This window comes from Coleofasciculus sp. A1-SPW-01, from assembly GCF_040217205.1.
Lineage (GTDB): Bacteria > Cyanobacteriota > Cyanobacteriia > Cyanobacteriales > Coleofasciculaceae > Coleofasciculus > Coleofasciculus chthonoplastes_A.
The window spans coordinates 17,703-31,812 of sequence record NZ_JAVJNP010000234.1; the positions used below are offsets into that span (position 1 = coordinate 17,703).

The 14,110-nt window shown below is 44.4% G+C and carries 4 protein-coding genes; all 4 read right to left on the minus strand.

Going from position 1 to position 14,110, the window contains the following annotated elements:
- Positions 1–308: 308 nt before the first annotated feature.
- Positions 309–4,970 carry a response regulator gene (locus RH949_RS32730; RefSeq protein ID WP_446359106.1) on the minus strand — a complete coding sequence of 1,554 codons (4,662 nt, stop codon included), beginning with the start codon at positions 4,968–4,970 and terminating at the stop codon, positions 309–311.
- Positions 4,971–5,959: 989 nt separating this feature from the next.
- Positions 5,960–11,431: an AAA family ATPase gene (locus tag RH949_RS32735; protein WP_446359112.1), complete on the minus strand. Its 5,472-nt coding sequence runs from the start codon at positions 11,429–11,431 to the stop codon at positions 5,960–5,962.
- 224 nt (positions 11,432–11,655) lie between these two features.
- On the minus strand, positions 11,656–12,579 hold the full coding sequence (locus RH949_RS32740) for a type IV pilin-like G/H family protein (RefSeq protein WP_446359108.1): 924 nt from the start codon (positions 12,577–12,579) through the stop codon (positions 11,656–11,658).
- 70 nt (positions 12,580–12,649) lie between these two features.
- Positions 12,650–13,663, minus strand: a complete 1,014-nt coding sequence (locus RH949_RS32745) for an SH3 domain-containing protein (RefSeq protein WP_446359110.1) — start codon at positions 13,661–13,663, stop codon at positions 12,650–12,652.
- Between the last annotated feature and the right edge of the window lie 447 nt (positions 13,664–14,110).

The following is a 14,110-nucleotide window of genomic DNA, read 5'->3' on the forward strand; positions in this document are numbered from 1 at the left end:
AGGACTTTGATCTACTGTACTTTATTACAGCGCAATCCTTGCCGTAGTGCGTTAAGCGAAGCCATGCCGCAGGCTTTGCATCTTGCTCGCTACATCAAGCATCTTGCTCGCTACATCAAGCATCTTGCTCGCTACTAATACCCAATTTAAATGCATGACAGCTTATGATCAATCATAAACCACAAGATTTCTTGCAGCAGCCCCTAGATAAATGTCACTGACTGGTATGCTGGTGAGTTTCGGCTTCGCTCAACCCACCCTACGTTTTTTACCAAGGACAAATAACAAATAACATAAGACATAAGACATTATCGCATCCGATGCTGACAACGTTTGAGATAATGTTGTGCCACCCTATCCCCTGGATTAACCTGCAAACATTGGCTAAACGCTTGAGCCGCATCTGAAAGGCGATCGCGATAATATAACATTAGCCCTTGCTCAAACGCCGTTTTCGTTGCTAGCTTGGCTTTTCGTATCTCCGGCGGATCAGCATCAAAGACTTCATAAACGGTTACTTTTTTGGCTTTCCCTTTCACATTCACCTTATCCACAAGGCGCATCCCATAGTCACCGGAATTCGACAACTTTAAGAATGTATGGTGCGAGATTAATAGCCGGACTTGATAAATTTTAGTTAACTCTTCCAGGCGGGCGGCTAAATTCACCGCATCACTAATCACCGTACTGTCCATACGGGAAAATCCGCCCACGGTTCCCAACATTAATTCTCCGGTATTGATTCCTATACCAATCTCAATGGGTGCATAGTTATAATTAGCCCGATGTTGGTTATATAAAGCCAGCCGTTCAAACATGGCAATTCCCGCCTGCACCGCTTCATCGGCATTGCCACTAAACAGCGCCATGATTTCATCGCCAATATATTTATCGACAAAGCCATTATATTCCCGAATGGCTGGTTCCATGCGACTTAAGAAGGCATTGATAAAGTTAAAATTTTCACTCGGATTCATCTGTTCTGACAGTGCTGTAAAGTTGCGAATATCGGCAAAGAGAACAGACATTTCCTGTTGAACGTGATCCCCCAGTTGCACATCCACAATACTTTTTTTCTGTAAAAATTGGAGAAATTGACTAGGAACAAACCGTTCGTAGGCTTGATTGAGTTGAAATAACTCACGAGTAAACGCTTCCCGTTCCGCTTCCGCTTTTTTGCGATCGCGGATATCTTGAAAGGCAACCATCCCATAAGCCACTTCCCCCTGTTCCTCATAGATGGGAGTCCCCCACACCTCAATCGGGATAACCTGATCCCCTCGGTGAATTTCAATATCATCAACGGTAGACGTTTTTCCCTGCAATGCCATAAAAATAGGCATTTGGTTGGTGGGATAGAGTTGATCCGTTCCTGTGCGATAGGCTTGATACAACTCAGCTAATTCTTCAACGGTAACAGCATCTACAATACCTTTGCCCAAAATCTGTTTAGCCGCTTCATTAGCATAGTAGGGTTTGCCCTTAGCATCGAGGATAAAAATTCCCACAGGTACGGCTTCTAAAAATTGCATCAATCTCCGCTCACTTTCCCGCACCGCTGCGTAAAGTTGGGCATTTTCTTTGGCAATTGTCGATAAACGTAGATGAGTTTTAATCCTGACTAAAAGTTTGTATTTGGCAATCGGTTTCGTCAAATAATCATTCACGCCTACACTAAAGCCTGCCACTAAGTCATTCACTTGCTCGTTTGCAGTCAACATTAACACGGGCAGTTCAGTAGGGGGATAGAATTCACGCAGTTTTTTACAAACATCATACCCAGTCATGCGGGGCATGATCGCATCAAGTAAAATCAAGTCAGGCTGAAAACCATTGTTAATGATATCTAACGCTTCCCTACCATTGGCGGCTTGGGCAAGTTGATAATTTTCTAAGGATAAATAGTTGACGAGTATCTGGCGATTCACTGTATCATCATCAACGATTAAAATTTTAAACGGGTTGATTAAAGGTTCGTCATTCTGGAGATTGGGGTGTTGTTTTAGGGTTAAGCTAGGTTGATCAAGGGTTAGTAATAGAGGACAAGACGTACCGACACTAGGAGGTTGACTCACAAAGGAATTGGCACTGTAAACTGTCTTAGGTATTGTCACGATTGACTCAATCGGATCGGGCTTAACGTCTGGAATTTGTCCGTCAAAAATTGGCAACGTAAACGTAAACTGAGAGCCGACGCCTAAGGTTGATTGCACCTCAATCGTTCCCCCATGCAACTCCACTAGCTTTTTCGTCAGGGCTAACCCTAACCCTGTACCGCCATACTGATGCCCTAGAAAACTCTGCCCTTGTTCAAAGGATTCAAAAATACGGTTTAATTGAGACTTGGGGATGCCAATTCCTGTGTCAGAGACAGTAATGGCTAGCATTTTGAATGTTGACCCTTCACTGGCTTCTAGGACATGGTTTGTAGGGGCAGATTTAGGGACTTTGTTGTCGCTATTAATAGTAACGTTTGTACAAACCCCGTCCTGACTGGATGTTGACATTTCACTTTGTTCTAGGACAGGGTTTTGATCCTTCACGTCGTTTATAGGGAACCGGGTTGGTAGAGGCGGGTTGATAAAATTTGCGCCATCGGTTGACGATACCGTTGATTCCAAAACCACGCTGACTACTCCTTCGCTGCGCTCAAGGACATGGTTTTGAGTTAACTCTTTAAACTCTCCCTTGCTCCACTGTACTGCTGCACCTCTACCCTCTAATGTCTGCCTTGAGCTTACCAATTGAGCCGAAATTTTCACCGTTCCTTTATCAGTAAACTTAATCCCATTGTCCACTAAGTTTTGCAAAATCTGCTGCACCCGATTTTCATCCGCATAAGCGATAGGTAAGTCCGGAGAAATGGCATTAATCAGTTGTAACTCTTTATCACCAATTAGTGGATAACTGAGTCGGAGAACTACCTCCGTTATTTCTCGTACTCCCACGGGCTGTTGCTGGAGTTGAATGTCTTGGTGTCTGAGTTTGGCAAAATCGAGAATGTCATTGACTAAGTTGGATAAGCGTCGCCCTGTGGCGATAATTGTACCTAAATTGATCCGGGTTTGTAAGGGTAACTCTCCGGTAGCACCATCGATTAACGATTCAGCAATGCCGACAATGCCATAGAGAGGAGTACGGAGTTGGTGGGAGGTATTAGCTATAAACTCATCTTTGAGCTTATCTAGGCGCTGCCAAGCGGCATTTTGATGGTCTTTGAATTCCAGTTCTTGGGTAAAATGCATCCGTTCTGCTTCGGCTTTTTTGCGATCGGTGATATCGTTAAGAACGGCAATGGCATAAATAATTTCACCCTGTTCATCAAGGATAGGCTTGCTCCAAGTCTCAATCGGAATAATCTGGTCGTCTTGGTGAATTTCAATATTATGTACAATAGATCGTTGTCCCTGTAAAGCTCGAACAATCGGTAACTCTTCGGTCGGATAAAATTGATCGGTTCCGGCGATATACCAGTGATGAACCGCACAAAAATTATCCGCGATCGCGTCTGGGGTAAACGCCCCTCCGATAAACTGTTGTGCCTTATCGTTGGTATAATGGAATCTGCCTTGAGCATCAACGACTACGATAGCAACGGGAACGGTTTCTAAGATTTGAGCTAATTGCCTTTCACTTTTTGCCAATGCCTCATTTAAGCGGTTCATCTGCTCATTCTGATCTTTGAGAGTGGCAAATGATTGGTTTAATTGAGCCGCCATTTGATTAAATGCGGCGCTGAGACTACCCAGTTCAGCATTGCGAGGAACCTCAATTTTTTGCTCCCATTCCCCATTAGCAATAGCATTGGCAGCTTGATTTAAGCGCTGGATGGGTTGAATGATCCAGTGGGCGGTACTAATACCAACTCCCGTGGCGATGATTAGGGCAACCAGACAGAGTAGGATAGTTGATTTGGTATTATTATGAATGTGATCCAAGAAGTCAGCTTCAGGGAAAACCACGACAATTAACCAGTCTAATCCGTGGCTATTTTGTAAGGGCATGACTTGTAAAAATTGGCGCCGTCCTTGACGATTAAATTCTAGGCGCTGGGACTCTTTAATCGCCTTGAAGTCACCAAACTGTTGCGTTAAATAGTTGGCGCTGGCTTGAATTAAGGGATCATGACTTTGGCTGGCTTTTAACCGAGTAATTTGATTGGGGTTATGTTGAAAGGGCGGTTCCGGAATGGATGTGGCGACTAATAATCCAGAACGTTCCATAATAAACAGGCGTCCGGATTTACCGATTTTTAGCGTTTGCAGGAAATCGTTAATCGTGGAAAGACGCAGGGTTGTGTTTAAGACACCCTGAACCTGCTGATTGCTGTCGTAAACGGGTTGAACGGCGCTGATTAGCAACGTGCGATCGCCTTCGCCAAAATGGGGGAAAATATCACTCCAGGTGGGTTTACCCGCTTGCAAGGCGGCTTTATACCAAGGGCGCAGGCGGGGGTCGTAGTTTTTGTTACTCTCTAAAAAGGTCTTGCGATCGCCTTCACTGTGGGTGCTATAAGTATAGAAGTCAAAATCTGTCCCAGGATTTGCTTGGATAATCACCAATTGATCCCGATTTCGTCGTCCCGCCGCAATCAGTCCTCGCTGTTCATTCGCCACACCAACATAACTCACAGAATCAAATCGTTGCACTTGTCGCCACAAATGCTGTTCCCAGGGTTGCAAAGTGTCTAGAGTCAAGCTTCCCAGATAAATCGCATCTTGATTACTCTGATTAATTTGATGAGGAATGGCTAAATATCTCTCTAATTGATCCTCAATATGAACCGTAATTTCATCTTGTAATTGAGTCGATACCTCATTCACCGCCCGCTTTCCGTGACGAAAGGATAACCAGCCAATTACGCCGACTGTAGCAAAAATTTGCACCAGAAAGGGGACTACGAATACCGTTCGTAGAGGCACATTCGTTAAACCGTTGTCAATTAGGCGCTTGAGAGATCGCATTGACATGAGAGTCGCTTGGAGATCGCTAAAGTTAAGGAAATAAACCCTACATATTTAAAGCAGAATCTAGTCCTTTTTTATGCAGTTCAACCCAAATTAGCGATGCACCCAATCTATTCAATCGATAAACGAGTTAAATAGGTTTAGGGGAAAACTCAAAAAAGATGTTTAAATGAGTATGGTTTTGCGAAAAGTCGGCACAGTATTCGCTCGATTTTCACGGTGAACGTTTCCCACCCAATCTCTTTCACCAGAAAGCGTTACAGTTAAACCGTTTCGACTTTTGTCAGGAGACGTATTGCATCTGTACATGCCAGATAGCGATACTAAACAGAACTGACAAATTCAATCCTTTTGCCTCTCTAGCTCAAAGCCATTATTGTGTTATACTAGCGTATTACTTGTATTACAGTATTTTTATAATATGCTAATTCGCTCATAGCAGCAACTCTCTACCGGTAGAGTGTCGATGAGAAAGTGAGCAGGGGATGGGGTGATGGGGAGATGGGGGAGCAGAGGAAGCAGGGGAAGCTGTAGAGGCGGGTTTTCCCTAAGGGAAAGGTTTTCACCCTGATGTGACTCAATGTAATCAGTGTCACTAAGCTCTCACTTCCCTACCCCACTCTCTCCAATAAATCTGTGAAATCAGTGTTTTGACAAATGACAATCCCCACCCTTAACTTTTATTGGGTCTAAGCTGTTCGGCATTTAAACCTTAATATCAATAATGGCGAAATCCTTGCCGTAGTGCGTTTAGCGAAGCCATGCCGCAGGCTTTGCATCTTGCTCGCTACTAAGTAGAGACGCGCCATGGCGCGTCTGGAACAATGGTGCCGAAAGTCCTAATCGATGTGTCTACTGCTATATATTAAGTTATGTGCATAGACCTCAAACCCTTACATAAACAAATGACGAATGACAATCTCAGCCGTTCACTTTTATTGTCCCTACCTACTTAATACCCAATTTAAATGCATGACAGCTTACCTACTTACTTATTGCTGTTGACAACGGTTGAGATAGATGTTCGCCACTTGATCTTGTGGATTGACCCGCAGCACCTCAGCAAAACGTTTTTTCGCCTCAGCAAACGCCTTCATGTTATAAAAATACCAGGCTTCGGTAAAGGTTTGTAACGTGGCTAATTTAGCGGCTTTAATCTCAGGTAAATCGGCATCAAACACTTCATAAACAGTGACTAATTCCGATTTTCCCTTCACCTTCACTTTATCAATTAGGCGAATCGCATAATTAGTCGGCTCAGATAAACGGGAAAAAGTATAATGAGAAATTAATAAGGGGACTTGATAATATTTGGTTAACCCTTCAATGCGAGAGGCTAAATTCACCGCATCACTAATCACCGTGCTATCCATGCGCGAGACTCCACCAATGGTTCCTAGCATTAACCCTCCCGTATTAATCCCAATCCCAATCCGGATAGGAGGATAGCCAGAATTCTGTCGATGTTGATTATAGATCCTCAGTTGTTGTAGCATAGCAATTCCCGCCTTAACTGCATCATCAGCCTGACCACTAAACAATGCCATAATTGCATCACCAATATATTTATCAATAAAGCCATTATGGTCAGTAATTGCTGGCTCCATGCGCGACAAATAAGCATTAATAAACTTAAAATTGTCCTCCGGCGTCAGCGTTTCTGATAGGGTGGTGAAGGAGCGAATATCCGAAAATAGGATCGACATTTTCTGTTGGACATTATCACCCAACTGGACATCGACAATACTATCCTTATTCAAAAAATGGAGAAACTGACGCGGAACAAACCGTTCATACGCCTGATTCAGTTCTGCCAAACTGCTATAGAAACGGGCATTTTCAATCGAGGTAGCAGCTTGCGCGGATAGGAGACGCAACAGTTCCAATCGGCTAGCCGTAAATGCTCCCGTCGTCAAATTATTTTCTAAATAGACAATGCCGCTGAGTTTTCCTTGATTAATCAACGGCGCACAGAGAATTGACTTCGGTTGATAAGTTTGAATATAGGAATCTTGCCTAAATTGTTCCTCATTTAGGGCATCATTTAACACCACAATATCTTGAGTTCGCGCTACATAATTAATGATGGCGACGGATAGCACTTGCGTCTCTTCCAAGTCAGTCGATTGCAAGACTTGAATTTGATTGCACTCTGCACAAGGTTGGGTCAGCGTATTCACCTGTCCCTCGGCTTCAATTCGTAGTTTTCCTTTCGTCTCTAAAATCAGAAACCCTTTTTGCGCTCCCGCATTTTCAATCAAAATCTTCATCAACGCCGCCAGTAATTTATCCAAGACAATCTCACCAGAAATCGCTTGCGCCGCTTTCATAACGCTATTTAAGTCAAGATACTCTGACGAATTTTTGCCATTTTGGGTGGTTGTAGTCAGGGTTGCAGGTTTTTGTAATAGTCCCCCAGACTCATTGTTATTCACATGAGTTAAAAGCCATTGGGGATGGGTGGCTTTTAACTGTTTAACTTTCGCCATTGCTCCCCATCGGGTATAAACGTAATAAGCTTTTTGTAAATAGGCTTGGGCAATTTCTTCTCGACCTAATTGTTGATAGAACTTGCTGGCTCGTTCATAAGCTAGGGCTTCGTCTTGAAGATAACCCTGTTTTTTAGCACCTTGAATCGCCCGATCATAATACTCCATCGCTTGCAGAATTTTGCCCCGTAATCCCGCCCGTTCCGCCTCCACTAAGTCATATTTATGCCGAAAGTTACAAGGAGCATAGTCTGCCCATGTTTGCATTATTTTTTGTTGTCTGGCTATTTTGTTGAGATAGCGTCTGCGTTTACGGGGACTGGCTGAATGGCACAGAGACAACAGGACTAAAGAGGAATAGAAATTGGTTAAAACACTATTTAATAAGCCATTCACACTTCCCTGATACTCATCAGCCAGCCCAACCAGTCTTTCCGCTTCTGGTTCATCGCCAAATAAGTAAGCCAGAAATAACTTCGCCCAATAAACAGACAAAATTGAAATCTGATTCTTTGCTGCTAATAAATCAGGAAGAAGGCGATCAAAAACTGTCCAGTCTAACGTCGGATAATGGTCAGCCTCAATTAAGCATAAGGATAAATTCCGCCAAATTGTGATATACCCAATCTGATAATCTTGTTTAAACTGCCGATTCAGTTCCAGATGTTGAGCTTGTTTGGATTCAACCTCAGTTAAGGAGAGTCCGACGAAAAATGAATAAGTACAATAGTTTACCGTACAGTGACAAGCATATTCAATATCACCATTTTCAATTGCCGTTTGAATCGTATCGAGTAATGGATTTAAGGTGTTTATAGCTGGCTCTTTCCAAGGTCGGACAAAGGCATTAAATTGCTGATAGACTTTGGCTTGTACGTCTTTGGCAGGAAAAAGGTCTAATAATTTCAACGCTAACTGACCAAAGCAATAGCCTTGATCAATGGTTTCTTGTTGACCACATAACAGCAAACTATAAACGCTATAGGCGTAAGCGGCGAGGGAGGAATTTCCATGGCGAATACAGAGATTCACCATGGTTAAAATTAGCGACGGTAAGAGTGAGGGTTTAGCAATATAAGCGGGTGCCATCACAGACATTAAAATTCGCAACGCCGCTAATTGAGTGGGTTCAGTCATTTCTGGCAAATCCACTAACGCCTCAACGGTTTGATAAACCGGAGGTGTTTCAGTTAGCGGTATGTCTAATAGGTTTAACACCTGCTGTGCGGTTTGGATAGCGGACAGCATTTTATTTTGAGAACTATCAAATAAAATTTGCAGTTCATAAACCTTGACTTTATCCATTAAGGTTTGCGCCCGATTTAGCACCTCATCGGTTAAAGTTTGGGCGGCGGCAAAATCGGTCAATAAATAGGCGACTTCGATGGCTTCTAGAACCAAGTTTAGGGTCAAGTCATACTGCACCTGCCAACTCTCTGACGGAAGCAGTTCGCGACCGATGGTTAAGTATTTTCTCGCCGGTTCATAAGCAGTTGCGGCTTTGGCTTTCTCACCTGCCCAAAGATTTAATTGAGCTAATTCATGCCGTTCTTCAGGGGATGCGATTAACTCAATACTCATATTCAGATGGTTAACAATATCAAACAGAGAGTTTGATACCTGGTCGGCTGGCGTATTTTTCAGTAATAATTGACCGACAGTCCGATGAACCGCTTGGCATTGTTCCTCAGGAATCAGAGAATAAGCGGCTTGCTGAATGCGGTCGTGGACAAATTGGTATTGAATGGTTAAGGTTTGAGTTTCTATATGTGTCTTAGACAAGACGGAATTTAAGGTGCTTCCTTGATGTTGACCCAATAAAGTTTGAGTCATATCTGCTTGACTGATTAACTTATAGTCTTCCCCCAAAGGAACAATTAACCCTTCAACGATCGCCTGCCATAATTGCACCGCTGTTTCGGACAGGGATTCGCCTAAAACTAGGGCTAAGGGTTTGAGTTCAAAGGAATTCCCCAAACAAGCGGCAAACTGTAAGACCTGTTGTACCTGGGAGGGTAATGTTTTAATCTTATCTGCCAAAATAGCGACAACATTATCGGTAAAGTTTTGGGCTTGTATTTGGGCTAAATCCCAGTTCCACGCTCCCTGTTGAGAATTAAAATTGAGCAGATTTTGTTGATACAAGTATTTGATAAATTCATTAATAAAGAACGGATTGCCTCCAGTTTTAATCTGGACTAATTTAGCCAAAGGCTGGGCATGATCAGGGGAACATTTGAGCGTTTCTGCCACTAATTGAATAATGCTGATTAATCCCAAGGGTGCTAAAACCATCTCATGAATAATGGTTCCGCTGGCGCGAATGGTCTCGAATGTGAATCGTAAGGGATGGGAAACTGTCACTTCATTATCCCGATAAGCGCCAATCAGAAACATCCCGCCGATATGAGACTCAGCCTCACCCTGATCTGAGGAGTTCATCAACCATTCGATAAGTTTCAACGAAGCACTATCTGCCCACTGCAAATCATCCAGAAAAATTACTAATGGATGTTCAGGTTTAGCAAAAACTTGGATAAAGTTGTGCAGAACGAACTTAAAGCGATTTTTCGATTCTGTGGGAGGTAACTTAGGAACTGGAACAGGTTTGCCGACAATCAGTTCAACTTCAGGAATGACATCAATAATGATTTGAGCATTCCCCCCCAATGCTGCTAAGAGGTGGTTGCGCCACTGGGTTAGTTGGAGGGTGGTTTCTGTTAACAACTGCTTGATTAATTCTCGAAAAGCCTGAATCACGGCTGAGTAAGGAATATCCCGTTGATATTGGTCAAATTTGCCGCGAATAAAATAGCCCCGCCGTTGAGTAATGGGTTTATATAATTCCTGGACTAGCGCTGACTTCCCTATACCGGAATATCCAGATACAACCATCATCTCCTTGGGGGAGTTTCGAGTGTGTAGGGGCGGGTTTAGGGAATTTTGTGTCGCCGTTGACGATAACTTTTGTTCAAAACCAGCCCTGATTGAGTTTGGCGTTGGGTCTAGGAATAAAGTACATCCAGTAATGCGAATAAAGGTGTCCAGTAGGATTTTAATTTCCCGTTCTCTACCATACAGTTTCTGGGGAATTTGAAATTGCTCAGAAATATCTTGGCGACCGAGGGAAAATTGAACAATTTTCCCCTTTGTTTCTAATTGCATTAAACAAATGGTTAAATCAGATTTTAGTCCCCAGGCACTTTGATAGCGGTCTTCGGCATTTTTTGCCAATAATTTCATTACTATAGCAGAGAGGGCTGGCGGAATCTGCGGATTAATTTGGTGAGGCGGAATCGGTTCTTTAGCCAGATGAGAATGGACTAATTCTAGGGGATCTTCGGTTTCAAAGGGAAGGTGATGGGTGAGTAATTCATAGAACGTAACCCCTAATGAATAAAAATCAGTCCGATAATCCAGCGCCCGGTTCATTCTCCCGGTTTGTTCCGGTGACATATAGGCTAATGTGCCTTCTAAGACGGAGGGATTTTTCAGAGTCGGGTCTTCTCGTGATAAAACGGTAGCAATGCCAAAGTCAATGATTTTCAGTTGTCCGGTTTCAGGATTGAAAACAATATTGGCAGGGTTGATATCTTTGTGAATAATATGGGCAGCATGAATTCTGCCTAAGCTTTCTGTATTGCGAATGGCGATACTCAAGAATTCTTTGAGCGTAAATCCCCGTTCCTGGAGTAAGAGTTTTAATGAGGAACCGCCAAAATCTTCAAAGATAATCACCAAGGTGGTTTGATGGGGTTCTAAGCTATAAGCCTGAACCACACCGCCAAAGTTGAGGGAGCGCGTGATTTGATATTCTTGTTGATAGCGGTTAATTTCTGCGAGCGTAGGATAATCTTGTTTAAGAACTTTGAGGATCACCGACTGCTGATCCGATTCTCGGATACCGCGATAGACGAGAGAGTTACTACTTTCATAGATTTGGGCAAGAACCCGACAGCCAGCAACGGTAACCATAGGGGTAGATGGGGGAAACACTGAGAGGATTACTCAAAGTTGATAGCCGATCACAAACAGAAGTTAGCGATGACATTTTTCTATAGTAATGGCATAAAATTCTCAACGAATAGTACCATTGAAGCGCGGGGCGGGTTTAGTCACATTTGGGTGCAACTGAAAAGATAGTCGTGAAAGTGAGCCCCTACACAGATTATTTTTACTCTTTTATGCTTGTACCCAACTTACGGCAACAGACGAGATCCGGCGGGACATTGAATCTCTGTAGAATCGGCTGAAGGTGGAATTGGCATTGGTGGGGGTGAGGTAGCGGGTTGTTCACTCTGACAAATTCCAGAGACGGTTGTCTCAAACCCATCAACGGTAGTGACAAATACTGCACCAATATAGCTGGGAAGTCCCTCATCTTTGGGATATGCCGTAATCGCGACACTCTCAGCGCGATCGCCTGATGGCATGATTTGGTATGTATATAAGGACGTTTCTAGATTTGTGGCAATTTCTAGCTGTTCGAGGGTATTGGCAAATTGACGATTTTCGAGATAATACACCTGCTGGGCGCGATTCAAGAGGCTGATATACTGCATCGGAATCGCTTGGCTGGATCGGTTGGCGGTGGTTTCCAACTCAATCACAGAAATATCTTCGGGTACTGTGGTATCATCCGATGTCTTTGCCAAGAGTAACGCCGTATCACTAAACGCCGTGGGTCGAGGTTGTCCCGGCGTAACATCTTTAAATTCTAAGCGCAGCTTCCCCTCTGGGGTTAATTCAAAAATGGTCAAGGCGATTTGATCCGGGGTGAGTGCCATATCCAGGTGCATCGGTTGAGTCGCCGTCTGAATTTGATACTCGACTGGGATTGCCACAGCCGACCCATCTTGAGCGGGTAAGATAAAAAATAATTGGTTATCAGAGGCAAAAATTAACTGGATTGATTCCCCAGACGCCGGATCAGTGGCTTGCCATTCTCCGATTAATTGCTGGGTAATCACATCAGGTTGCGATCGCATCTCAGATGCAGGGGAGGGATTATCCGGTTCAGATTGCGCTTGCGAAGGGACACCACTACAGACAAGCAGGGCGAAAAGAACGAATATCAAACGCGATCGGCACAACGTAAACAATAGAGAAACAGGATTCATCATAGCCATCCAACCCAGCTAACTGATTGGATTTTAACAATGACGAATGACAAATGACGAATGACGAATGACCTTACGTCGCTACCCACCCCGAAAACACCCAGCCACCATTCGCCAGTCGTACCCAGTTCCCCGCCGTCTGATCCGTGGTAATCGCAGCGCCATCGGCTACAGTATCCACCACCCGATACCCTAAACCGGGACCCGATCGCACATTCAAGGGACTCCCATTCGTCGTCACCACGGCGGTATCCCTTGCTGGAGTTCCACCGCCACCTTCACCGACGATCCAGCGAGAGGAAACCCAGTTGCCATTCGCCAGTTGAGACCAGCCACTAACATTACGACCACTGAGGCTAACTGTTCGGTTATCGGCTACCGTACCCACCACACGATACCCCAAACCGGGACCCGATCGCACGTTGAGGGGATTGTTATTGGTATTAACCACGGCTGTATTCGTCACCGGAGTCGCACCTCCCCCATCCCCATCCTCGCCATATAAGGCGGTTAACGTCGTCGGTCCAGCAATCCCATCCGGCGTCAATCCCTCAGACGCCTGAACCGTTCTCACAGCCGCTTCGGTGAGGCGACCATAATAGCCAGTGACGGGTCCGTTATAAACCCCAACCTCTTGTAATCGATTTTGCAGATTGGTTACCGCTGTCCCCGTACTACCAGGGCGCAAGACAGCGGAGGATGGAACAGTACTACCACCATTCTCACCTTGTACCCAGCGAGAAGCGACCCAGTTGCCATTGCTGAGTTGAGACCAGCCATCGGCATCAAGACCACTGAGATTAATGGTAGTGCCATTGGCAAGAGTGCTAACCACGCCATACCCTAAACCGGGACCCGATCGCACATTTAGGGGACTACCATTCGTATCAACCACCGCCGCCCAAGCGCTACTGGTTACGCTTAAGGAAGACAGTGCGATCGCTAACGCCAATCCCCGAATCCAGGCTAAACTCGGTGGTTTCCAGTCAACCTCTGACTCGAAAACAGACCCATCAGCACTGAACTGGGACTGGGGAATCTTATCATCGGCTTGGGCGGAGAAATGGGTATAGGCTAGGGTTTCCATCAGAATACCTCACTGTTCGTTTATCGCAGTGATGAACCTTAACCGTAGACAAGACAGATTCAATACCCGGATTAATTCCCCATTTACCTGCAACAGAAGATAGTTTGGGGTGGCGAAACGACGACGGCTGGGTTCATCTAATTTTAGAATTTTCTTTTCTAATAACATTATTAGAGATAATGAAGCGGACTAACGTCCCTCAAAAGAAAGGTTTAAGGAAGTAGGTGGGGACAATTAAAGTTAACGGTGGAGAACTCGCTGTCGCGAGAAGCAAGCTACGTCATTCGTCATTCGTCATTTGTCATTTGTCATGCATTTAAATTGGGTATTAGTAGCGAGCAAGATGCAAAGCCTGCGGCATGGCTTCGCTAAAGCCTGCGGCATGGCTTCGCTAAACGCACTACAAGGCTTTCGCCGTTATTGATATTAAGGTTTAAATGCCGAACA

What these genes read in the sequence shown, in the direction of transcription:
- RH949_RS32730 (WP_446359106.1), bottom strand. Translation starts at nt 4,970, where the DNA reads ATGTCAATGCGATCTCTCAAGCGCCTAATTGACAACGGTTTAACGAAT.
- RH949_RS32735 (WP_446359112.1), bottom strand. Translation starts at nt 11,431, where the DNA reads ATGGTTACCGTTGCTGGCTGTCGGGTTCTTGCCCAAATCTATGAAAGT.
- RH949_RS32740 (WP_446359108.1), bottom strand. Translation starts at nt 12,579, where the DNA reads ATGATGAATCCTGTTTCTCTATTGTTTACGTTGTGCCGATCGCGTTTG.
- RH949_RS32745 (WP_446359110.1), bottom strand. Translation starts at nt 13,663, where the DNA reads ATGGAAACCCTAGCCTATACCCATTTCTCCGCCCAAGCCGATGATAAG.